Annotated in this window: 17 protein-coding genes; 16 read left to right on the top strand and 1 reads right to left on the bottom strand. The window is 60.0% G+C overall.

The features are described from left to right. The first annotated feature begins 4 nt into the window (after positions 1–4). The 16 genes from IB244_RS18385 to IB244_RS18310 all read left to right on the top strand — a co-directional run bounded on the left by IB244_RS18385 (position 5) and on the right by IB244_RS18310 (position 21,529). Positions 5–949, top strand: coding sequence for a GDP-L-fucose synthase family protein (locus IB244_RS18385; RefSeq protein WP_192305110.1), 945 nt, complete (start codon positions 5–7; stop codon positions 947–949). 378 nt (positions 950–1,327) lie between these two features. After that, positions 1,328–6,628 carry a DUF4082 domain-containing protein gene (locus IB244_RS18380; RefSeq protein WP_192305108.1) on the top strand — a complete coding sequence of 1,767 codons (5,301 nt, stop codon included), beginning with the start codon at positions 1,328–1,330 and terminating at the stop codon, positions 6,626–6,628. A gap of 20 nt (positions 6,629–6,648) precedes the next feature. After that, positions 6,649–7,872: a GTP-binding protein gene (locus IB244_RS18375; protein WP_192305106.1), complete on the top strand. Its 1,224-nt coding sequence runs from the start codon at positions 6,649–6,651 to the stop codon at positions 7,870–7,872. Positions 7,873–7,898: 26 nt separating this feature from the next. Continuing rightward, the gene (locus IB244_RS18370; RefSeq protein ID WP_025660548.1) at positions 7,899–8,207 is read left to right on the top strand and encodes a hypothetical protein; all 309 of its coding nucleotides are present in this window, start codon (positions 7,899–7,901) and stop codon (positions 8,205–8,207) included. Between the two features lie 38 nt (positions 8,208–8,245). After that, the gene (locus IB244_RS18365; protein WP_192305104.1) at positions 8,246–10,390 is read left to right on the top strand and encodes a peptidase domain-containing ABC transporter; all 2,145 of its coding nucleotides are present in this window, start codon (positions 8,246–8,248) and stop codon (positions 10,388–10,390) included. Continuing rightward, positions 10,387–11,793, top strand: coding sequence for an HlyD family type I secretion periplasmic adaptor subunit (locus IB244_RS18360; RefSeq protein WP_192305102.1), 1,407 nt, complete (start codon positions 10,387–10,389; stop codon positions 11,791–11,793). Before IB244_RS18365 ends, IB244_RS18360 begins: the two co-directional genes overlap by 4 nt. Positions 11,794–11,909: 116 nt before the next feature. Further along, positions 11,910–12,803 (top strand): phenylacetic acid degradation operon negative regulatory protein PaaX, encoded by an 894-nt coding sequence (paaX, locus tag IB244_RS18355; protein WP_312867241.1) that lies wholly within the window; start codon positions 11,910–11,912, stop codon positions 12,801–12,803. Between the two features lie 192 nt (positions 12,804–12,995). Continuing rightward, positions 12,996–14,201 carry a 3-oxoadipyl-CoA thiolase gene (pcaF, locus tag IB244_RS18350; RefSeq protein ID WP_192305100.1) on the top strand — a complete coding sequence of 402 codons (1,206 nt, stop codon included), beginning with the start codon at positions 12,996–12,998 and terminating at the stop codon, positions 14,199–14,201. 25 nt (positions 14,202–14,226) lie between these two features. After that, positions 14,227–15,231, top strand: coding sequence for a 1,2-phenylacetyl-CoA epoxidase subunit PaaA (paaA, locus tag IB244_RS18345; protein WP_062368552.1), 1,005 nt, complete (start codon positions 14,227–14,229; stop codon positions 15,229–15,231). Positions 15,232–15,334: 103 nt separating this feature from the next. Continuing rightward, positions 15,335–15,619, top strand: coding sequence for a 1,2-phenylacetyl-CoA epoxidase subunit PaaB (gene paaB, locus IB244_RS18340; protein WP_018856780.1), 285 nt, complete (start codon positions 15,335–15,337; stop codon positions 15,617–15,619). Continuing rightward, positions 15,619–16,398, top strand: coding sequence for a 1,2-phenylacetyl-CoA epoxidase subunit PaaC (gene paaC, locus IB244_RS18335; protein ID WP_192305098.1), 780 nt, complete (start codon positions 15,619–15,621; stop codon positions 16,396–16,398). Before paaB ends, paaC begins: the two co-directional genes overlap by 1 nt. Before the next feature lie 15 nt (positions 16,399–16,413). Next, complete coding sequence (gene paaD / locus IB244_RS18330; protein WP_192305096.1) at positions 16,414–16,938, top strand: 1,2-phenylacetyl-CoA epoxidase subunit PaaD; 525 nt, start codon at positions 16,414–16,416, stop codon at positions 16,936–16,938. Positions 16,939–16,963: 25 nt separating this feature from the next. Next, on the top strand, positions 16,964–18,040 hold the full coding sequence (gene paaE / locus IB244_RS18325; RefSeq protein ID WP_192305094.1) for a 1,2-phenylacetyl-CoA epoxidase subunit PaaE: 1,077 nt from the start codon (positions 16,964–16,966) through the stop codon (positions 18,038–18,040). Positions 18,041–18,067: 27 nt separating this feature from the next. After that, positions 18,068–18,823 (top strand): Phenylacetic acid catabolic protein, encoded by a 756-nt coding sequence (locus IB244_RS18320; protein WP_192305092.1) that lies wholly within the window; start codon positions 18,068–18,070, stop codon positions 18,821–18,823. Positions 18,824–18,839: 16 nt separating this feature from the next. Then, on the top strand, positions 18,840–20,897 hold the full coding sequence (gene paaZ, locus IB244_RS18315; protein WP_192305090.1) for a phenylacetic acid degradation bifunctional protein PaaZ: 2,058 nt from the start codon (positions 18,840–18,842) through the stop codon (positions 20,895–20,897). A 17-nt stretch (positions 20,898–20,914) separates the two neighbouring features. Continuing rightward, positions 20,915–21,529, top strand: a complete 615-nt coding sequence (locus tag IB244_RS18310) for a transferase hexapeptide repeat family protein (protein WP_192305088.1) — start codon at positions 20,915–20,917, stop codon at positions 21,527–21,529. Between the two features lie 214 nt (positions 21,530–21,743). Here IB244_RS18310 and IB244_RS18305 read toward each other — a convergent pair whose 3' ends face one another. After that, positions 21,744–23,180, bottom strand: coding sequence for a DUF6880 family protein (locus IB244_RS18305; RefSeq protein WP_192305086.1), 1,437 nt, complete (start codon positions 23,178–23,180; stop codon positions 21,744–21,746). Positions 23,181–23,349 lie beyond the last annotated feature (169 nt).

Here is a 23,349-nt window from a genome sequence, read left to right as displayed (position 1 = left end):
CTTCATGGATAAGAGCGCCAAAATTTATGTGGCCGGTCATCGTGGCATGGTGGGATCGGCCATCGTGCGCCGACTTAAATCTGCAGGCTATTCGAATATACTGACGCGCACTCATGCCGATCTCGATTTGACGCAACAGCCAAAGGTCACCGAGTTCCTGACCACGGAGCGACCGGACTATGTTTTCCTGGCCGCCGCAAAGGTAGGCGGTATTCATGCCAACAATGTCCACCGTGCGGAATTCCTCTACCAGAACCTGATGATAGAGGCGAATGTGATCCATGCCGCTTGGCAAGCTGGGGTCGCGCGCATGCTCTTCCTTGGTTCTAGCTGTATCTATCCGCGGGACTGCCCTCAGCCGATAAAAGAGGAATACCTGCTGACCGGCGCGCTTGAACAGACCAACGAGCCGTATGCTATTGCCAAGATCGCCGGCGTAAAGCTTTGCGAAAGCTACAACCGGCAATTCGGAACCCAATATATGTCTGTGATGCCGACGAACCTTTATGGCATCGATGACAATTATGACCTGAACAACAGTCACGTGCTGCCCGCGTTGATTCGTAAGGCGCACGAGGCGAAACTCCGTGGTGATCGCAGCTACGAGGTATGGGGTTCCGGGCGCCCAATGCGTGAATTTTTGTATGTCGATGACATGGCAGACGCCTGCGTCTTCTTGATGGAGCAGGAAGGGATCGAACCAAGCCTATTTAACGTTGGAACTGGCGAAGATATCACCATTCGGGAATTGGCCGAGACTGTGATGGATATCGTCGAGTTCAAGGGCGCGATCGTATTCGATTCTTCCAAACCAGATGGTACACCTCGAAAGCTGTTGAATGTTGACCGGCTGCGCAACCTGGGATGGAGCGCGCGAACAACACTGCGCGATGGGCTGCGCGCGACCTATGCTGACTTCCTCAAAAGAGCGGCTCGAGACTTCATTTGATCGAGCTGCCGGTTACAATTTCCATGCCATCATTGATCAGGCGCTATCGTCGAATTTATAGCAAGGTGTTCGCGTAGAAGTCGTAGATGTCTTTGTCATCGAGGCGGCTCCTCGGCTCTCCGCACATCGTCGCCTCAAAGATACGTGGCCACGCCGCCATCTTCCCTGCGAACGACACTCCGACCAGCTCTGCTTTAAGTATTACTTTCAGCGGAACGGAGACAACTTAAATAAAAGTCGTTCAATAGCTTATCGATAATCCTATCGGGGTATGCCCAGCGATGCATCATACCGCAGATTACTGTCGTTCTCTCTCGCCGCAAACATGACAGGATAGTTACCTGAACGTGTGCCGCAGTTTAGGTGAGGGCGTCTGTCATGCTGAGGATCAACATCAAGGACCGCGACTATTTGAGCGGATATGGCGGCTCGTTGAATGTTTATAGCGCAGCAGCCACCGGCAGCGCTCTTTTCGTGACCGCAACAGTGGGTTCTTCAGCCAGCGATAGTGCAATTGCCGATTTGAGTGCGGTCGGATCTGTGACCTCGCTCACGGGGACGACCACTGCGTCTCCTTTGACCAATGATCCAGCCGCGGCGCAAACGTCACCGGCTTCAGGCGCCACCTCCACAGGCGACGCGACCGGCGGCGCGAGCTTGGCACTCACCACCGCCACGACAACAAGCTCTTCGACTTCAGACCCGCAGACGACGACCAAACCACGCACCGTGCTGCCACCAGATCCTTCCACTTCAATCACCACGACCTCGCTGGAGCCGGCTCTGTCAGCTGCTCCTGAGGTTGTGCTGCCGGTCTCGGACGCGAGCGATACGTCGAGTGTTCCGGTTCTGAGGTTCTCGGTTGCAAGTGTGGGAACGGCTGAGGATACATCATCTGCGTCAGCAGCGGTGACTTCGGATGCGCCGGCGACGCTCGCCGCAACAGCTTCGACGACGACGGTTGTGGCCGTCACAGCGGCAGTAACCGCGGCTCCTACGCTTAATAAGATCGCCCTCGAAAATATGAAGCAGGGCAATCCGATCAGCGAATGGGGCCTTGACGGCGACGGCGGCGGGACCATTCAGGGCTTCGCAACAGAAATCAGCACCAACATCGGCCAGACAGTCGACTTCAAGATCGCGACTGACTCGACCCACTACCGCATCGATATTTATCGTCTCGGCTATTACGGCGGGGATGGTGCGCGCAAAGTTGCCTCCATTGACAAGTCACTAACGACGGCGCAAATCCAGCCGCATCCGATCGTCGACATGTCACTCGGCCTGATTGATTGCGGCAACTGGTCGGTTTCGGCAAGCTGGCAGATTCCAGATGATGCCGTCTCCGGCGTCTACATTGCCAAGCTGGTCCGCGAGGACGGCGTTGAGGATGCAAGCATCATTCCATTTGTCGTCCGTGATGACGCCTCCACGAGTGACATCGTCTTCCAGACGTCAGATACGACCTGGCAGGCCTACAATGCCTGGGGCGGGGCAAGCCTCTACGAAGGCAATGTACCGGTCGACCCAGCAGACATGATCGGCTACATGCCTCCAAACTGCAGTTGCGGCCTGACGGCAATTGGGCGTGCATCGGCAATCAGCTACAACCGGCCGATCATCACCAATTCAAGCCCGATGGGAGGAACGTGGGACTACATCTTTGGCGCCGAGCATTCCGCAATTCAATGGCTGGAGCAGAACGGCTACGACGTATCCTACATCTCCGGCGTCGACGCCAGCAGAAATGGCAACCTGCTGCTCAACCACCAGGCCTATCTGTCGGTCGGCCACGACGAGTACTGGTCTGCCGACCAGCGCGCCAACGTCGAGGCTGCGCGCGATAGCGGCGTCAACCTTTCATTCTGGAGCGGCAACGAATGCTATTGGAAGGTCCGTTGGGAAAGCAGCATCGACGGCAACGGCCAAGCTTATCGTACGATGGTGTGCTACAAGGAGACTTGGGGAACCAGCACGGATCCGAGCGATACCGGCACAGGGACGTGGCGCGATCCCCGCTATGCCGATCCCGGACAGGAGCCAGAAAATTCGCTCACCGGAACCATGTTCACGGTCGACAGCTATCGCGCAGATACCATTACGATACCTTACGATTATTCGAACCTTCGCTTCTGGCGCAATACCGACGTTGCCAACCTCCAGCCGGGAGAGACATATAATCTCGTACAGAACCTGCTTGGTTACGAATGGGATTCCGACGTCGAGAATGGGTTCCGACCGGACGGCCTGATCAACCTCTCACTCTCCACAGTGGCGGTGAACACCTATCTCCGGGACTATGGAACAAGCGTTGGCGATGCCGTCGTAAACCACAGCCTGACGATGTACAGAGCCGAAAGCGGAGCTTTGGTGTTCGGCGCAGGTACCGTCTTCTGGTCGTGGGGACTGAACGATCAACACGAGGGCGCAGAGACACCAACCGACCCTAACGTCCAGCAGGCCATGGTCAACATGTTTGCAGACATGGGGATCCAACCAACCACGCTGGATGCAAGCCTTATTCTCGCCACGCAATCCACTGACTACATCAAGCCGACATCGACGATTACGTCGCCAATCATCGGTGCCAGTTTCGTCGAAGGGCAGCATGTCACCATAACAGGAACGGCCCAGGATTTCGGCGGCGGCATTATCGCCGGGATCGAGGTCTCAACGGACGGCGGACAGCATTGGTTCAAGGCAACCGGCCGCGAGAACTGGAGCTACAACTGGGTTGTCCAGGCCAGCGGCACCTACACGATCATGTCACGCGCCGTCGATGACAGTGTCAACCTGGAAACACCGTCGGCTGGCAAGCAGGTCAGCATTATCCTGCCCGACACAAACAGCCTCTGGACGCTGGCCTCCAAGCCCGCGATGGAAACTGCGATTGATCGCGACGGTGTCGAACTCGGGGTGCGATTTCAGTCCACGACGGGCGGCTCCATCGAAGGGATACGTTTCTACAAGGGCTTTTATAACGTCGGAGAGCACGCGGTCAGTCTATGGGATGCGAACGGTACGCTGCTTGCAACGGGTGTATCGACAGGCGAATCTCTCTCGGGCTGGCAAACCGTCATGTTTTCCTCGCCGATTCATATCTCGGCTGGAACGACATATATCGCCTCCTACCATAGCAACGGCTTCTATTCTGCCACCGAGAACTATTTCACCACGGGATCGACCTACAACAACGGCGCGCTGAAGGCGGTCGACGGTGGTGGTGTTTATACATATGGTTCCACCAGTAGCTTCCCCGGCAACAACTCTGGCGGGGCAAACTACTGGGTCGATGTCGTCTTCGATGCTGGGCCGAACAGCGTGCCGGTTGCCACCGACGACAGCGGCTTTTCGGTCTCACGCAATGGCACCCTGACGATTTCCATTGCTTCGCTCGTTGCCAATGACATCGATGCGAACGGTGACGCGCTCACCATCTCGGCCGTTGGCAATGCCTCAAATGGCACCGTCTCGCTCGATACGCAGACTGGCACCGTCATCTTCACTCCCAATGCGAACTACACGGGCCCCGCAAGCTTCAGCTACACACTTTCCGACGGACGTGGTGGCACCGATCAAGGCGATGTCAGCCTAATCGTGGAAGAAGGACCAGCCGGCCAATCACTGTTCCAAGCTGGCGAAGGCCCTGGCAATACTGCTTACAACGACAATGCACCGCTCGAACTGGGCATGAAGTTTGTCGCCTCGGCGAGTGGCACGCTCACCGGCATTCGCTTTTACAAGGCGGCAGGTGATACTGGCGCCCATACCGGTTCAATATGGACTGCCAACGGGACGTTGATCGCCACGGTCACATTCACAAATGAGTCCCTGAGCGGTTGGCAGACCGCCAAGTTCTCCTCGCCAATCCAGATTACTGCGGGAACGACCTATATTGCTTCCTATCATACGACGGGTAGCTATGTCGCAACTGCCAACTATTTCTCGACTGATCATACCAATGGTGCGCTGACCGGCTTGTCGAGCGCAGGCAGCGGCGGCAACGGCGTCTACTCCCTTGGAACGAACACGACGTTCCCAACCTCCAGCTACCAGGCATCGAACTACTGGGTGGATGTCGTCTTCAACCAATCGACGGTCAACAACGCGCCAGTTGCAGCCAACGATAACGGGTTCACGACCTATTCCAACACAGCCCTTTCAATCGCCGCGGCAAGTCTGCTTGCCAATGACACAGATCCTGACGGCGATGCCTTGACGGTGACGGGGGCAAATGGCGCGACGAATGGCACGGCAACGTTTGATAGCCAAACCAACTCCGTCATCTTTACGCCAACGACCGGCTATGTCGGTGCTGCAAGCTTCAGCTACACCATTTCTGATGGTCGTGGCGGAACATCGTCTGCGACCGTCTCTCTCAATGTCGGAGCCCAGGCCACCGGCGCGGGTCTGTTCAGCAGTTCCGATGCACCAAGCATTGCCGCCGACAACGATCCTTCATCTGTCGAACTGGGCGTCAAGTTTGTGGCATCCGAGCGCGGCGAAATCACCGGCCTACGCTACTACAAGAGCGCTCAGGACGTCGGTACCCACGTCGGTTCACTGTGGAGCAGTACCGGTCAACTTCTGGCAACGGCGACGTTTACCAACGAAACAGCAAGCGGCTGGCAAACTGTGACCTTCTCGCAGCCGGTCACCATTTCTGCCGGTGTGACCTATGTCGCAAGCTATCATTCCAATGGCTTCTATGCAGCAACGCCAAACTACTTCACGACGAGCCATACGAACGGAGTATTGACTGCGCCGTCCAGTTCGACGAGCGGTGGAAATGGCGTCTACGCATACGGGAACGGAAGCCTGTTCCCGACCGCGAGCTACAATTCGGCCAACTACTGGGTCGACGTCCTTTATCAGCAGTCGTCGCAAAATGCTGTGCCTGTTGCCGTCAACGACAATGGAATTTCGACGAGTGTCGGAACGCCTGTTGTCATCCAGGCATCAAGCCTGCTCGCCAATGACAACGATCCCGATGGCGACCAGATCTCGGTTGCAAGCGTTGGCAACGCGATCAACGGTACGGTCGTTTTCGACAACCAATCCGGCGCGATCACCTTCACTCCGCTGGCCGGCTATACCGGTGCAGCAAGCTTTGACTACACGGTCCAGGATACTCAAGGAGCGACGTCAACGGCCAATGTCTCGCTCAACGTGACCAATCAGGGCAGCGAGCAGAACGTCTTTGCAGCCGGCACGACACCTGCGATCATCTCAGTCAACGACAACAGCCCTGTCAATCTCGGCATGAAGTTCCAGTCGGATGCAGCAGGCTGGATCACCGGTATTCGCTTCTACAAGAGTGAGGAAAATACCGGACCCCACACTGGCTATCTCTGGACGGCAAGCGGCACGTTGCTGGCGAGCGCGACCTTCACCAACGAGAGCGCAAGCGGTTGGCAGTCTGTCAATCTTTCGCAGCAGGTCGCAATCGATGCGGATACGACATACGTCGTCTCCTACAGCACGAACGGCAATTATTCGGCGACGGGCAACTACTTCAGTGACACCACGACCAATGGCAATCTGCAGGCCATGTCGTCGGCGCTGAGCGGTGGCAACGGCCTCTATGCATATGGCTCCAGCGGGTTGTTCCCGACGAGCACATTCAACAGCACCAACTACTATGTGGACGTGGCGTTCAGGCAGCAGCTCGCAGCGTAACAGCGAGTGGGGGAGTATCAATGACAGGTGGCGACAAGCGCCTCCCAGTAACGGTTTTGGCGGGTTTCCTCGGCGCGGGAAAGACAACCATCCTCAACCATGTATTGCGTAACCGGGAAGGACGCCGGGTTGCCGTTATCGTCAACGACATGAGCGAGATCAACATCGATGCCGAGCTCGTTCGTGATGGCGGAGCCAACCTGTCGCGCACCGATGAGACACTGGTCGAACTCACCAACGGTTGCATCTGTTGCACGTTGCGTGACGACCTCCTGAGCGAAGTGCGTCGACTTGCCGCCGACGATCGCTTCGACTACCTGCTGATCGAGGGGACCGGGATTGCCGAACCTCTGCCGATCGCCGCCACATTCTCCTTCCGTGACGAAAACGGCAGCGCGCTTTGCGACGTTGCCAGGCTCGATACGATGGTTTCCGTCGTCGATGCGGCCAACCTTCTTGCCGATTATTCGAGCGCAGATTTCCTGAGTGATCGTGGCGAAAGCCGCGACACGGACGACGAACGGACACTCGTCGACCTTCTGGTAGAGCAGATCGAATTTGCCGATGTCGTCGTGATCAACAAGGTTTCGGAGGTCAGTCCGGAAACACGCGCGATGGTGCGCCGGGTCGTTGCCGCGCTCAATCCCGATGCGCGTGTCATCGAGACGGACTTCGGTCACCTGCCGCTTTCCACCATTCTCGATACCGGGCTTTTCAGCGAGGCGAAGTCCTCCCGGCACCCGTACTGGCACAAGGAGCTCTATGGCTGGGGCGATCACGTTCCGGAAACCGAAGAATACGGGATTACGAGCTTCGTCTATCGCGCACGCCGCCCCTTTGACCCGGCAGCACTCGATCGCGTTCTCGCGCAGCAATGGCCGGGCCTCATTCGCGCCAAGGGGCACTTCTGGCTGGCAACACGGCCAAACGAAATCGGACTACTTTCGATTGCCGGCACACAGCGGCGGATGGACACCAAGGGCTTCTGGTGGGCGAGCGTATCGAGGGCGCATTGGCCACGCTACCCGCAGTTCCGTCAGTTGCTCGACCGGTATTGGGACGCCGTGTGGGGCGACCGCCGCCAGGAACTCGTTTTCATCGGCGCGGGCTTTGATCAAAAGGCGATCAGCGCAGCGCTCGACGACTGCCTGATCGGAGACGAAGCAAGCTTCGACCCGGATCTCGGCAGACATCTGACGGATCCGTTCCCGGCCTGGCAACAGGCACAGCATCACCATCCATGACCACGCATCAAAACGAGGAGACGACAATGAGCAATGAACTCTATGCAGACGGAATTGGCGAAATCACTGTCACCGGCACCATCGTGCGCATCGATCTGATGTCGCTGTCGGCCACAGAGCGCGATCAGAACAACAACCCGAAGCCGGTCTTCCGTCAGCGCATCATCATGCCGGTCGACGCTTTCGCGAATGCAGTCGATCTGATGCAGAAGGCCCTTGTTGGATTGGTCGAAGCCGGTGCGGTGCGCCGGATCAACGATCTGCCATCAAGTCCGAAGGCTGAAATCATCCAGCCGTCGGGCAGCTCGGCAAACGCATCGCCGAACTTCAACTGACCAACGCCACTTCTTCAACCCAGACACCCGGGTGGGCCATGAGTACGTTTTTGCACACCAATCTACACTGCCTTGCTCTCGTTGCACGCCATCACGGCGTCGATCTGTCGCCCGAGCGCCTGCAGCACGACTATGCAGTCGACGAACGCCCGGTCGAAATCCGGCAGTTGCTGCGCATGGCCAAGGATGCCGGACTGCGCGCAAGGCAGATCAAGCTCTCCTGGACATCGCTGCTCCAGTTGGGCGAAGCCTTCCCGGTTCTGGCGGAACTCGACAACGGCAACTGGGTCGTCATTGCCGGCCCCGCCATGGGTGAGGAAGAGGCAAAGATCAGGGTTCTCGACCCGCTCGCCGAGCGCCCTGACTTCATTCTCCTGAACCAGGAGCAGTTCATCAGGTCCTGGTGCGGATCTGTGGTGATGATGAAGCGGAACTTCGGCATCAATGATGCCGACCAGCCCTTCGGCTTCCGCTGGTTCATTCCTGAAATCATCAAGCAGCGCAGTTTCTTCCGCGATGTCGCCCTTGCCGCCATCGTTCTTTATGGCCTTGGCCTGATGACGCCGATCTTCTTCCAGCTCGTCATCGACAAGGTGCTGGTCCATCAAAGCTACGCAACGCTGACAGTCCTGACCATCGGCATCGCCATTGCGCTTGTCTTCGATGCGGCCTTCAGCTTCCTGCGCCGCTACCTGTTGCTCTATGCCACGAACAGGATCGATATCCGCATTGCGACCCGCACCTTCGGCCATCTGCTCAATCTTCCCATTGCCTTGTTCGAGCAGGCATCGGCAGGCGTCCTCGTCAAGCACATGCAGCAGACCGGCAGGATCCGCGAATTTCTGACCGGTCGTCTGTTTCTGACGCTTCTCGACGGCGTCTCGCTGCTGGTCTTCATTCCGATCCTGCTTCTCTACAGCGTCAAGCTGACGCTCGTCGTCATTGGATTTGCCGCCCTTGTCGGCCTCGTCGTCATGCTCCTTGTCGGCCCCTTCCAGCGCCGTCTCCAGGCACTCTACAAGGCCGAAGGCGACCGACAGGCCTTGCTCGTCGAAACCGTCCACGGCATGCGCACCGTCAAGTCGCTGGCGCTTGAACCCCGCCAGCGTCGCGCCTGGGACGACTATTCGGCGCAATCGATCTCCGTCCGGTTCCGGGTCGAGAAGATCTCGACGGCCGCTCAATCGATGACCGGACTTCTCGAGAAGCTGATGAGTGTCGCCATCATTGGCCTTGGCGCGCTCGATGTCTTCAATGGCGCGATGACGATTGGTGCGCTGGTTGCATTCAACATGCTGGCTGGTCGCGTCTCTGGCCCGCTTGTCCAGATCGTGACGATGGTGCACGAGTACCAGGAGGTTGCACTTTCGGTGCGCATGCTCGGCGAGATCATGAACCAGCGCCCGGAACAGGCAGGTCGCGGTCGTGGTATCCGCCCGCACCTTCGAGGCAACATCGAATTCGACAAGGTGACGTTCCGCTACGGGCCGGACGGCCCGCCGGCGCTCGACAACGTCTCCTTCAGCATTCCCGCCGGCTCCGTCTTCGGTGTCGTTGGCAAGAGCGGTTCCGGCAAGACGACGATCACCAGGCTGATCCAGGGTCTCTATCAGAACCAGCAGGGCATTGTGCGGATGGACGGCTATGACAGCCGCGAGATCGACCTCGTGCATCTGAGAACGAGTACGGGCGTCGTGCTGCAGGACAACTTCCTCTTCCGCGGCACCGTTCGCGAAAACATCGCGGCAGCAAAGCCCGATGCAAGCATCGAGGAGATCATGGAGGCGGCCCGCATTGCGGGCGCCGAGGAGTTCATCGAAAGGCTTCCGCGTGGTTTCGACACGATGCTGGAAGAAAACGCCTCGAACCTGTCTGGCGGTCAGAAGCAGCGTCTGGCAATCGCCAGAGCACTTATCACCGACCCTAAACTCCTCATTCTTGATGAGGCCACCAGCGCGCTCGACCCTGACAGCGAGACGATCATTCGTCAGAACCTCAGCCAGATTGCGGCAGGAAGAACGGTGGTCATCGTGTCTCACCGGCTCTCCACGCTCGTCGACGCCGATGCCATTCTCGTCGTCGAACGCGGCAAGATCGCCGATATCGGCAGGCATGATCAGCTGGTCACACGCTGCATGACATACCGTCACCTTTGGTCACAGCAGATGAGGCAGGTAGCATGAACGCGCGCGCTCAAAAACCAGGAGAGAACCTGCCTGTTCCAACGACCGCCCCGGTCACGCAGCCGGCCCTCAGGCGCTCGCTGCCATCAGCGATTGCGGAGTTCCAGTCGGATGCCGTGGAACTGGAAGAGCGCGCTCCGCCAAGGGTCGCCCGCATGACGCTCTACGGCATCACCGCGCTGATTGCAGCGGCCATCACCTGGGCGTCGGTGTCATCGATCGACGAGGTCGTGGTTGCTCCCGGCAAGCTGATCACGACTGAGCCGACCATCGTCGTGCAGCCGCTCGAAACATCGATCATCCGAACGATCAATGTGACCGCCGGCGCGATCGTGCAGAAGGGCCAGGTGCTTGCCACGCTTGACGCGACGTTCAGCCAGGCTGACGCCGATCAGCAGCGGGCAAAATTTGTTGCACTCGACGCCCAGGTAAAGCGTCTGGAAGCCGAGCTTGCCGGTGCGGACTACACCCAGACGGCGGGCGGATCGCGCGACGAACTGCTTCAGATGCAGCTGTTCGGGCAGCGCCGCGCCTATTTCATGGCACAGTTGCAGAACTACGATCAGCAGATCGCGGCCCAGGCAGCGACGATTGCTTCCAGCCGAAACCAGGAGGCAGTCCTCACCAGTCGACGCGAAACGCTGTCCCAGATCGAGGGCGCCAGGGAGCGGCTTTATAATCGCGAGAGCGGATCCCTGATAACGCTTCTGGGGTCGCGTGACGCCCGCCTTGATGTCGAGACCAGTCTTTCGGCCGTCCAGGGCAGGGCCGATGAGGCCGAGCATACCTTCGCCAAGCTCAAGGCAGACCGACAGGCATTTATCGAAGACTTCAGGCGCGCAGCCATGGAGCAGCTCGTCGACCTGCGCAGCCAGCGCGACACTGCGGCCGAAGAACTGAAGAAGATGGAGCTTCGCCGCGACATGGTGGTCCTGTCTGCGCCGGCTGATGCCGTCGTGCTTGACCTTGCGGCGCGCTCCGTCGGCTCCGTCGTTCGGGAGGCAGAGCCGATCTTGACGCTTGTTCCGCTCAACGTCCCGCTTGAGGCAGAGGTCAACGTCAATACGCGTGACATCGGTCGTATCACGGCGGGCAAGGATGCACGGATCAAGTTCGACGCCTATCCGTTCCAGAAGTTCGGCACCGCATCCGGAACGGTCAGGACGGTGAGCCGCGATGCATTCACGCCGTCGCAGCAGGAGGCAGCGACCCAGACGCCAGCGCCTTACTTCAAGGCACGCATACCGCTTGCAGACCCAAGGCTGAAAGGTTCGGACGAGCCCGTGCGACTGCTTCCCGGCATGACCGTTTCAGCAGAGATCATGGTGGGGCGTCGCACCGTCATCTCCTACTTCCTCTATCCCATCTTGCGCGGCCTCGACAGCGCAATCAGAGAACCCTGATACGGTCTCCCTGGAGGCGGATGCCTGATGGCTCCGCCTCACCGCGTCGCGTCAAGCGGGGATGCAGTGTCCTCGACAATATGCTAGTCGCACAGTCACCATCCAGGGAGGAATCGGTGACGGCAGCGACAAATCCTGAAGATGCTCGGGCAAGCGAGTTGATTCGACGCATTCTGGATGAAAGCCCGCTGAAGGCAGCGAGCTTCATCGTGACCATCTACGGTGACGTCGTCGAGCCGCGCGGCGGCATTGCCTGGATCGGCAACCTGATCGAGACCTGTGCGGACGTTGGCATCAGCGAGACGCTGGTGCGCACCGCCGTCTCCCGGCTCGTCGCCGCAGGCCAGCTTACGGGAGAAAGAGAAGGACGGCGCAGCTATTACCGGCTGTCACGGTCGGCCGGCAGCGAGTTCGCGGCAGCGGCCCGCGTGCTGTTTTCTGCTCCCGAGGATAGCGGGTGGCAGTTCGTTCATGTGAAGGCGCCAGCGGTCGAAGACGCCATGCAGGCGCTGAAGCGCGCTGGCCACGCGCGTCTCAACGACCGCCTGGCGGTCGGCCCGGCAAGGGCGGTGACCGCGACAGTGCCTGCCCTGATATTCCGCGCAGAACCGCCACAAGATCCAAAAGCCCTGCAAGAATTCGCCTCCGAGTACTGGGATCTGACAGTGCATGCGGAAGCGTATGCGGTTTTTCTGGCGCAGTTCGGTGCTCTGCTCAGCCCGGATGCCTCCGTCAGTTATTCGCCTTCCGTGGCGCTGACCATCCGCCTCCTGCTCGTGCATCGCTTCCGCGCCGTTCATCTGCACGATCCGAGATTGCCCTCAGGCGCACTCCCCGACGATTGGCCGGGAAAGGCAGCGCGGCAGCTGTTTGCGCGGGCTTACAGGCAACTCTCCCCGGCCGCCGATGCCCACGTGGCCCGCACCTTCGTCACGGCGTCCGGTCCGTTGCCGGCCGCGACCGCAGCCACGGACCTGCGCCTGGAGATGCTGACCCACGAGGCTTTCTAGCAATCTCACCATCAGCTTTTCGGCCGCCGGCGCGGCTTTCGTGCTAAGGTTTTTCCTGCAGAATATTAAATATCACAAACTTTCCACAAAAATGCATTGCTCTGTGACATATCGCATGCTAATAACATGACCGATCGGTCGGTTAATCAATACTGAATTGATCGGCTTTGCGAGAGCAGGAGGAAATCGCGCATGTCGGAAGCATTCATCTGTGATGCCGTTCGCACACCCATCGGTCGCTATGGCGGCGCGCTGGCAACGGTTCGCGCAGACGATCTGGCCGCCCTCCCCCTCACTGCTCTGATGGAACGCAATCCTGACGTTGACTGGAGCAAGGTCGATGATCTGATCTACGGCTGCGCCAACCAGGCAGGCGAAGACAATCGCAATGTCGGCCGCATGGCCGTGCTGTTGTCGGGCATGCCGGTCATTGTCCCTGCAACAACCGTCAACCGCCTGTGCGGCTCCGGCATGGATGCCGTCGGCATGGCAGCAAGAGCAATCCGCGCCGGCGACTGTGACCTCGTGATTGCCGGCGGCGTTGAAAGCATGAGCCGGGCGCCTTTCGTCATGCCGAAGGCAGACAGCGCCTTTTCCCGCTCCAACGCCATCTACGACACGACGATCGGCTGGCGCTTCGTCAATCCGAAGATGAAGGCTGGATTTGGCGTCGATTCGATGCCTCAGACGGCCGACAATGTGGCAGCCGATTTCGGCGTCAGCCGCTCCGACCAGGACGCTTTCGCGGCCCGCAGCCAGGCCCGCTGGGCGGCTGCTCAGGAGGCTGGCCTCTTCGCGGACGAACTGGTTGCCGTTAAAGTCGCGCAAAAGAAGGGCGACCCCATCATTGTTGATCGCGACGAGCACCCGCGTCTAGGCACGACGATCGACCAGCTTTCCAGATTGAAGGGCGTCAATGGCCCTGATCTCAGTGTTACGGCCGGCAATGCATCGGGCGTCAATGACGGTGCAGCCGCTCTTGTCGTTGCAAGCGAAGTGGCCGCGAAGGCACAAGGCCTGACGCCGAAGGCGCGTATCGTGGCAATGGCGGCAGCCGGCGTCGAACCGCGCATCATGGGCGTCGGCCCGGCACCGGCCGCGCGGCGGGTGCTCGAGCGCGCCGGTCTTTCGATCGGCCAGATGGATGTGATCGAGCTCAACGAGGCTTTTGCCGCCCAGGCGCTCGCCGTGTTGCGCGATCTGGACCTCCCCGATGATGCGCCCCATGTCAATCCGAATGGCGGCGCCATCGCGATGGGTCATCCGCTCGGCATGAGCGGTGCCCGGCTGGTCACGACGGCAACCTACCAATTGCATCGCCAGGGCGGTCGCTATGCGCTTTGCACCATGTGCATCGGCGTCGGCCAGGGCATCGCGATCATTCTCGAGCGCGTCTGACGCGCCAAGGCAAAGGAGACGAACCATGTACGCACAGATGGTCAAGACCGACAGCGCCCGCGTCAAGACGCTCGATGAGATGGATCCGATCGAACGCGCCTTCCAGGAGCGCATCGACGCCGGCCAGAAGATCGAGCCGAAGGAATGGATGCCCGAAGGCTATCGCAAGACACTGATGCGCCAGATCAGCCAGCATGCGCATTCCGAAATCGTCGGCCAGCTGCCCGAAGGCAACTGGATCACCCGTGCCCCGACGCTCGAGCGCAAGGCGATCCTGCTCGCCAAGGTTCAGGACGAGGCCGGACATGGGCTTTACCTCTACTGTGCGGCCGAAACGCTCGGCATCAGCCGGGACGAGATGTACGAGCAGCTGCACAGTGGCAAGGCGAAATACTCCTCGATCTTCAACTACCCGACGCTGAGCTGGGCCGACATCGGCGCGATCGGCTGGCTGGTCGATGGCGCGGCGATCATGAACCAGGTGCCGCTGCAACGCTGTTCCTACGGGCCTTACGCCCGCGCCATGGTCCGCATCTGCAAGGAAGAAAGCTTCCATCAGCGCCAGGGCTTCGACATCCTGATGAAGATGGTCAAGGGCACGCCCGCCCAGAAGGAAATGGTCCAGGACGCCTTGAACCGCTGGTGGTGGCCATCGCTGATGATGTTTGGCCCGTCAGACGACGCATCCGTGCATTCGGCCCAGTCCATGTCCTGGAAGATCAAGCAGAATTCGAATGACGAGCTGCGCCAGAAGTTCGTCGACCAGACAGTGCCGCAAGCGGAATATCTCGGCCTGACCGTTCCGGACCCGGATCTGAAGTGGAACGAGGAAAAGGGCGGCTACGACTTCGGCGAACCTGACTGGACCGAGTTCTTCGCCGTCATCGCCGGCAACGGCCCGTGCAACGCCGAACGCCTCGGCGCCCGGCAGAAGGCATGGAACGATGGCGCCTGGTTCCGGGACGGTCTCGTTGCCCACGCCGAGAAGATGACATCGCGTCGCGCTGCTCAGCGCACCGCAGCCGAATAATGCGTCCGGACGCCTTGGCGTCCGCTCCAAGCAGTCGCAAGTCTTAACAATACGCGATTTCCGGGCCATGGCCCGTGAGAAACGCAAGACGGGAGAAATGTCCATGTCCAGCGAATGGCCTCTTTGGGAAGTCTTCATCCGCGGCCAGCACGGCCTCAATCACCGGCATGTCGGCAGCCTGCATGCGCCCGATGCCGAAATGGCCGTCAACAACGCACGTGACGTCTATACCCGCCGAAACGAAGGCGTGAGCATCTGGGTGGTACGCTCGAGCGACATCACCGCCAGCGCGCCTTCGGACAAGGGACCACTCTTTGATCCTTCGAATTCGAAGGTCTATCGTCATCCGACGTTCTTCGACGTTCCCGAAGAAGTGGGGCATATGTGATGAGCGTTGCCTCCAACACGGCCGTCAGCCAGACGGCACTTTTCGAGTTTCTCACGCGCATGGGCGACAATGCCCTGATCCTCGGTCATCGCGTTTCCGAATGGTGCGGGCATTCACCGGCGCTCGAGGAAGATATTGCGCTTTCCAACACCGCGCTCGATCTGATCGGCCAGACACAACTCTGGCTCGGTCTTGCCGGCGAGCTCGAAGGCCGGGGCCGCAGTGCCGACAATCTCGCTTATCTGCGTGATGCCCGCGACTTCCGCAACGTCCTGCTGGTCGAGCGTCCGAATGGCGATTTTGGCAAGACGCTGATGCGTCAGTTTCTGTTCGACGCCTGGCATTTCCTGATGCTGAAGGCGCTTTGCGGCTCGACCGACAAGCGTATTGCCGAAATTGCGGAAAAGGCCACGAAGGAAGTTGCCTATCACCTCGATCGCAGCCGCGATCTGATCATCCGCCTTGGCGACGGTACCGCCGAAAGCCATCGTCGCATGCAGGAAGCGCTTGACGATCTCTGGGCCTATACCGGCGAACTCTTCATCGGCGACACGTTGGACGAAGAGCTTGTCGCTGCCGGCATTGCGCCGGAGCCGGAAAGCCTGAAGCCTGCCTGGGATGAGCTTGTCGGCGAGGCCCTGTCCGAGGCAACGCTCAAGAAGCCTTCCGATGGCTTCATGCACAAGGGCGGCAAGCGCGGCCTTCATACCGAACATATGGGCTTCATCCTGGCCGATCTGCAATTCCTGCAGCGCGCTTATCCGGGCGCGACCTGGTAACGGAAGGAGGCGGTCATGACGGCCGTAACTTTGCCTTCGACATCAGACGTCTGGCAGTGGCTTGCAGAGGTTCCGGATCCCGAGATTCCGGTGATCTCCCTGGTCGATCTCGGCATTATCAGGGATGTCGCCTTCGATGACGACACGCTGGTTGTGACGGTAACGCCAACCTATTCGGGCTGTCCGGCAACCGCGATCATCAACCTCGATATCGAGCGGGCGCTGCATGAGAAGGGCATCGGAAAGCTGCGGCTGGAACGCCAGCTTTCGCCGGCCTGGACGACGGACTGGATCAGCGCCGCAGGTCGCGAAAAGCTCAGGGCCTATGGCATTGCGCCGCCTGTCGATGGCACCGCGATCGACGGGATCCTGCGCCAGCGCGTCGATCGGCTCTCTGGCCGCTCCAATCTGGCGATCGCCTGTCCGCGCTGCGGATCGGCAAACACAGAAAAGATCAGTCAGTTCGGCTCGACGCCCTGCAAGGCGAGCTATCGCTGCACCGACTGTCTGGAACCATTCGATTATTTCAAGTGCATCTGACCCTTTGCCTAGTGAGGTCCGCAATATGGCACGTTTCCATTCCCTTCAGGTCACCGACGTCAAGCGCGAGACGCGCGATGCCGTGGTCGTCACCCTTGCTCCGCTGGACGAGGACCGCGGTGCGTTCGATTTCACGCAGGGCCAGTATCTGACGTTTCGCCGCCAGTTCGATGGCGAGGAACTCCGCCGCTCCTACTCGATCTGTGCCGGGCGTGACGAAGGTATCTTGAGGGTCGGCATCAAGCGGGTCGACGGCGGCTGCTTTTCGACCTGGGCCAATGAAGAGCTCAAGATTGGCGACACGATGGAAGCGATGCCGCCGATGGGCGCGTTCTTCACGGCAATCGAGCCCGAAGTTTCCAAGAGCTACATCGGCTTTGCAGCCGGCAGCGGCATCACGCCGGTGCTCTCCATCATCAAGACCACCTTGGCGCGTGAGCCCCATTCGCGCTTCACGCTCGTCTACGCAAACCGGCAGATCAGCTCGATCATGTTCCGCGAGGAGCTGGACGATCTGAAGAATAGCTATCTCGGTCGGCTGTCCATCCTGCACGTGCTGGAAAGCGAAGCCCAGGATATCGACCTCTTCACGGGTCGTATTGATACCGAAAAGTGCGCAGCATTGTTCAGGCACTGGATCGATCTGAAATCCGTCGACACCGCATTCATCTGCGGTCCGGAACCGATGATGTTGACGATCGCCGCTGCCCTTCGCGACCACGGGATGCGCGAAGAGCAGATCAAGTTCGAGCTCTTTGCGTCATCGCAGCCAGGCCGGGCGCGGCGCAAGAGCGAAAGCGCTGCCTCTGCGGATCGCCATGCGGCATGCGAGGCAACCGTCACCCTCGATGGTGCAACCCGTGTCTTCAAGATGCCGAAGCAGGGGCAAACCTTGCTGGAAGCCGCGCTCGAGAACAACATGGACGCGCCGTACGCCTGCAAGGCAGGTGTCTGTTCCACGTGTCGGGCCAAGGTGATCGAGGGCGAGACCGAGATGGAGGTCAACCATGCGCTCGAGGATTACGAAGTGCGCCAGGGCTATGTTCTGACTTGCCAATGTTATCCGCTGAGTGACCGGGTCGTGGTCAGCTACGACCAATAAGCTGCGAAAGCGAGGGAGGAATAGCCAATGTCCGATACGATGCCGATCGAGGAATACCTGCTGAAAGGTGGCGTGCTGACGTCGCCTGACAATGTGACCCCGCGTTATCGCGGCGAGCTTTTGCGCCTGATGGCAAGTTTCGTCGATAGCGAGCTTGCGGGTGCAGCCGGCTTTGCCGACACGATCAACGATGCGCCGGGCATCAAGGAGCGCATCGCGTCTGCCAAGATCGTGCTCGAAAAAACCGACCATGCCGGTCGGGTCCTCGAGATAATGGGCAGCTTTGGCGCCGACACCGGCCGTTACGCCGTCCATCATCCCTGGGACGCCCGGCTGGAGCGCGACGCCGATATCGGTGCGGCGCGTCAGGGCGGCGACATGCGCCTTTCGGTCTTCCACTATCCCCTGCATGGCTGGATCGACGCGGTGGTCATGAACGTGCTGATGGGGACCGCGAGTACCATCCAGCTTCGCGAACTTGCCCGCGTTTCCTACCAGCCACTTGCCGAAGTGTTCCGCGCCATTCTACCCAGCGAGGTGCATCACACCGAACTCGGCATCGAGGGACTGAAGAAAATTGCCGAGACGGAAGACGGAGCAACGGCAGCGCGCAAGGCAATCGCCTATTGGCGCCCCCGCGTTGCGGCAAGCTTCGGGCTCTCCGGCTCGGCGCGCTACGAAACGCTGGCTCGCTTCGGCCTTCGCCACACACCCAACGAGACGCTGCTATCCGAATGGCAGGCGGCCGTTGATGCGCAGCTTGCTGCGCGCAATCTGAACTGACCGGAAGGATAAGACGATGAACGTCCTGGTAAACCCGCCGCGCCGCCTCGAGAGCTATGTTTATGGCCGCTGGGTTCCCGGCACGAAGGATGGCGCCGAACTGCTCGACGCTTCGACAGGCGTACCGGTTGCATTGATCGATTCCACCGGCGTCGACTTTGCCGCATCTCTTGCCTACGGCCGCAAGAAGGCTGGCCCGGCCCTGCGTCGCATGTCGTTTCATGAGCGTGCCGCCATGCTGAAGGCACTTGGCCAGGCGCTGATGGAGAGGAAGGAAGAATTCTACGCCCTTTCCTCGGCCACCGGTGCGACGAAGGCAGACAGCTGGATCGATATCGATGGCGGCATTGGCACTCTCTTGTCCTACGCCTCAAAGGGACGGCGCGAGTTGCCGAATACGCGCGTGCTTGTTGACGGCGACGTGGAGAGCCTGTCGCGCGACGGCACGTTTGCCGCCCGGCACATCCTGTCGCCGCTGCAGGGCGTCGCCATTCACATCAATGCCTTCAACTTTCCGGTCTGGGGCATGCTGGAAAAGCTGGCGCCGACCCTGCTTGCCGGCATGCCGGCTATCGTCAAGCCGGCGAGCCAGACGGCCTATCTGACCGAACTGGTCGTGCGCCGCATGGTCGAGACGGGTCTGCTTCCCGAAGGCGCCGTTCAACTTGTCTGCGGCTCCGTCGGCGATCTTCTTGATCATGTCGACGGACAGGATGCCGTCACCTTTACCGGTTCGGCCTGGACCGGCCGCAAGCTGAAGACGCATCCGGCAATCATCGAGAATTCGGTCCGCTTCACCATGGAGGCCGACAGTCTCAATGCCTCTGTCCTCGGTCTCGACGCGGCCCCCGGCACCGAGGAGTTCGACCTTTTCGTCAAGGAAGTCTCCCGCGAGATGACGGCGAAGGCCGGCCAGAAGTGCACGGCGATCCGTCGCGTCATCGCACCCCGCGCCTATTGCGACGCTCTTGTCGCCGCTCTTGGCGATCGTCTTGGCAAGACGGCGCTCGGCAATGCGGCCGATGAAAACGTCCGCATGGGCCCGCTCGCAAGCCTTGCCCAGCGCGACGAGGTCCGCGCCCGCATCCGCGATCTTCTTGCCGATGCCGAGATCGTTGCCGGTGATCCGGACAATCCCCGCGTCGTCTCCGGAGACGCTGAGGCCGGAGCCTTCCTCAATCCAGTGCTGCTATACTGCGACAAGCCTTGGGACGCCCGGGCTGTTCACGACGTCGAAGCCTTCGGCCCGGTCAGCACGGTCATGCCCTATCACAGCGCCGAGGAGGCTGTCGACCTCGCCCGCCGCGGCAAGGGAAGCCTGGTATCCTCGGTCTTCACCAATGATCCGGCCTTTGCCGAAGAGGTTGTTCTCGGCATGGCGCCCTTCCACGGCCGCGTGCTGATCGGCAACCGGGTCAGCGCCAAGACCTCGACCGGCCATGGCTCGCCGCTGCCGGGTCTCGTGCACGGCGGTCCGGGACGCGCCGGCGGCGGCGAGGAGTTGGGCGGACTTCGTGGGGTCAAGCATTACATGCAGCGCACCGCGGTCCAGGGCTCGCCAACGCTTCTTTCCGCGGTCACCGGCCGCTGGGTTGCGGATGCCGAGGTGCGCAAGGATGGCGAACATCCCTTCCGCAAGTCTCTCGCCGAACTCCGGATCGGCGACCAGCTTGTCACCGGAACGCGCACCGTCACGCTTGAGGATATCGAGCACTTCGCCAACTTCACCGGCGATACCTTCTACGCCCATATGGACGAGGAAGCCGCCCGCGCCAATCCGTTCTTCGATGGGCGCGTTGCCCATGGCTATCTGATCGTATCATTTGCTGCCGGCCTCTTCGTCGACCCGGCCCCCGGCCCGGTTCTCGCCAATTACGGCGTCGACAACCTGCGCTTCCTCACACCGGTCAATCCGGGCGACACGTTGCAGGTGAAATTGACCTGCAAGGAGATCAATCCGCGCATCGGCGCCGAGCACGGCGAAGTGCGCTGGGACTGCAATGTGACCAACCAGAACGGTGCGACGGTCGCCCAATACGATGTCTTGACGATGGTCGCCAAGACAAGTGACTAAGACAAGAGACTGATCAGATGGCTATGGTCTACTCCTATGATGGCGTCGTGCCTGTGATCCATCCGGCGGCCTTCGTCCATCCGGCCGCGGTGGTGATCGGCGACGTCATCATCGGACCAGCCTGCTATGTCGGGCCTTGCGCGGTGCTGCGCGGGGATTTCGGGCGCATTGTCATGGAACGCGGTTCGAACGTCCAGGAGACCTGCGTCGTGCACAGTTTCCCCAATGTCGAGGTGGTGATCGGCGAGGAAGGCCACATCGGGCACGGCGCCGTGCTGCACGGCTGCAGGATCGGTCGCAATGCCATGGTGGGGATGAATGCGGTCGTCATGGACGAGGCTGTCATCGGCGAAAATTCGATCGTTGCCGCCATGGCTTTCGTCAAGGCAGGGGCCGACATCCCGGCAAACAGCCTGGCGGTCGGCTCGCCGGCCAGGGTCATCCGCGAGCTCAGTGAAAAGGAAATCGCCTGGAAGCGCCGGGGCACTGGCGTTTACCAACGTCTCGCCCTGGAGGCCAGAGACAAGCTTCAACCGGCCGAACCGCTCAGCGAACCGGAGGAAGACCGGCGACGGATCCAGGCACCCGAATATGATCCATTGATCCTGGAACGGCTGAAATTCGGCGATTGAGGCAAAGCACGCTTCACCCAAAAAGGGCGACGGATACTCGAGTGTCAGAAGCTTTTAGGATTGTCTTTGGCAGCGGGCAAGACATTGATTTCGCTTACTGCGCCGGGATAATCCCTGGCACCCTTCCAGATGCGTCCTACGCGTGATCGACAACATCCGTTGGATCGCCACCATGAGGAAGCTCAGAAGACATTGGCCAACATGAGCGCAATACTCACGACACCAGGCTCCAAAATCCCGACTTCCTTCCGTAGTCGCGCTTGATGTCCACCATATACACCTCATGTGGCCGAACGCTGCCGAAATCCTCGATCTGACTCGCCAGGGACCGGCATTCGGCAAGGTGTCGTGCCGCGTGCTTGTAACGGCTCGATCGGCCGCTCTCCAAAGTAAAGTCGATCATTGATCGCAGCACGATCGTCGCGGCCAGTGGTTGTTTCGTCGAAAGCGCTTCCGCAGCCGGCGTCATCAACTCATAGAGGTCGCCATCCAGTTCCGCCGCCCGCTTCGTAACGAGCTTTGACGCTTCCGCCAATGAAGGCCAGCGCAGGAAGAAGTAGAGAGCGCGATGAACGTCCGGGAACGCTTGGGCGTAGGCGAACGCCCTCTCCTCCGCTTCCAGATCGTCGAAGTCCGGCAGGCGGCGCGCATAGGCGCGCAGGTGGTCGTCGTTCAGGGACTGCTCGAAGCACTCCCAGCGAAACGCCTGGGCTTCGTCGTTGCGCCCCAGGGCTTCCAGTGCCTCGGCGCGGGCAAGCTGCCATTCGAAGGGGACATCCGCCCGGCCTTTCGCATCAACCTTCTCGAGGGCTTTCAGTGCTTCCTCAGCCCGTCCCGCCGAGACCAGACGGTTGGCGATGTCAGCCGCGACCATCGGCGCTCCATGTGTCCTTTCCGGCTGCTGCGCAATATAGGCATCCACATCACCCTGGGCGTCGGCTATTTCCTGCAGCGCGATACGAATGGTCAGATCCTGGTGATTGCCGTAAACCTCGTCCTCGTAGATCGGGCCAGCGCTGCTCCAGCCGATGACCTTCTGATCTTTTTTGGCCGGCTTCTCCTTGGGCTCGTTCGACCAGCCGACAAAGAGAGCCTTGAGACGCTCCAATCCTTCATTCGCCAGCGCCGCCACCATTGCAGTAATCAGCCGGTCGAACTGGCCGTAAGCATTGCTTTGAACTGCCTTGAATATCTTCTCGGCCAGGACATCGGCATCGATATTCGCCGCCTTGGCGATCGCGCCGGCGTCAGTGCAGGCTTGATGGAAGCTCTGGATCAACGAGCCGCTGCCATCGTCCGATCGCTGAAATAGAGGATCCGCAACCGCTAAAAACTGCCAGATTAGCTCAAACGCTCCTGCGGGATCGTTGGGCGCGACGGTTTCGACGATCGACTTGCGCTGAGTCTCCAGGTCGGTCCTGGTCGCCTTCACCTTTCGCCAATCAACGAAGGTCCTGGCGCGTGCAATGCTGGAAAGCCTCTTGCGAACCTCCCTGGCAACTTCGGCGCTGCTATGGTTGCCAGCAAGCTCCATACGAAGCCGACGCTTGTGCGCAGCGCTGCCGGTGCTGATTTCCATGAGAAGCTCGGCGAGGCGTTGCACGCCGAGAGCTTCAAGGTTCTTCGCATTAAGTGTCGTCTTGGCTGCCATGGGTCTTTGATGATTTGTGTCGCGCGGACGTTACCCCAGCGCACCACGAAGTCCAAGACGAGAGTGCCGGGATAGTCCTTGGTTTCCTCCTGGACCTATCCTTTGATAGGTGATAGTCGGCTGACGGCCCCATTACAGTCTCTTGCCGCAACAGCGACCGTACCGTCTC

Origin of the sequence: Rhizobium sp. RHZ02 (genome assembly GCF_014851575.1) — a bacterium.
In the GTDB taxonomy this organism is placed as follows: domain Bacteria; phylum Pseudomonadota; class Alphaproteobacteria; order Rhizobiales; family Rhizobiaceae; genus Rhizobium; species Rhizobium altiplani.
This window is presented reverse-complemented; position numbering and strand designations above follow the sequence as displayed.

Coding starts and splice junctions, on each gene's coding strand:
- IB244_RS18385 (WP_192305110.1), top strand. CDS start 5: ATGGATAAGAGCGCCAAAATTTATGTGGCCGGTCATCGTGGCATGGTG.
- IB244_RS18380 (WP_192305108.1), top strand. CDS start 1,328: ATGCTGAGGATCAACATCAAGGACCGCGACTATTTGAGCGGATATGGC.
- IB244_RS18375 (WP_192305106.1), top strand. CDS start 6,649: ATGACAGGTGGCGACAAGCGCCTCCCAGTAACGGTTTTGGCGGGTTTC.
- IB244_RS18370 (WP_025660548.1), top strand. CDS start 7,899: ATGAGCAATGAACTCTATGCAGACGGAATTGGCGAAATCACTGTCACC.
- IB244_RS18365 (WP_192305104.1), top strand. CDS start 8,246: ATGAGTACGTTTTTGCACACCAATCTACACTGCCTTGCTCTCGTTGCA.
- IB244_RS18360 (WP_192305102.1), top strand. CDS start 10,387: ATGAACGCGCGCGCTCAAAAACCAGGAGAGAACCTGCCTGTTCCAACG.
- pcaF (WP_192305100.1), top strand. CDS start 12,996: ATGTCGGAAGCATTCATCTGTGATGCCGTTCGCACACCCATCGGTCGC.
- paaA (WP_062368552.1), top strand. CDS start 14,227: ATGTACGCACAGATGGTCAAGACCGACAGCGCCCGCGTCAAGACGCTC.
- paaB (WP_018856780.1), top strand. CDS start 15,335: ATGTCCAGCGAATGGCCTCTTTGGGAAGTCTTCATCCGCGGCCAGCAC.
- paaC (WP_192305098.1), top strand. CDS start 15,619: ATGAGCGTTGCCTCCAACACGGCCGTCAGCCAGACGGCACTTTTCGAG.
- paaD (WP_192305096.1), top strand. CDS start 16,414: ATGACGGCCGTAACTTTGCCTTCGACATCAGACGTCTGGCAGTGGCTT.
- paaE (WP_192305094.1), top strand. CDS start 16,964: ATGGCACGTTTCCATTCCCTTCAGGTCACCGACGTCAAGCGCGAGACG.
- IB244_RS18320 (WP_192305092.1), top strand. CDS start 18,068: ATGTCCGATACGATGCCGATCGAGGAATACCTGCTGAAAGGTGGCGTG.
- paaZ (WP_192305090.1), top strand. CDS start 18,840: ATGAACGTCCTGGTAAACCCGCCGCGCCGCCTCGAGAGCTATGTTTAT.
- IB244_RS18310 (WP_192305088.1), top strand. CDS start 20,915: ATGGCTATGGTCTACTCCTATGATGGCGTCGTGCCTGTGATCCATCCG.
- IB244_RS18305 (WP_192305086.1), bottom strand. CDS start 23,180: ATGGCAGCCAAGACGACACTTAATGCGAAGAACCTTGAAGCTCTCGGC.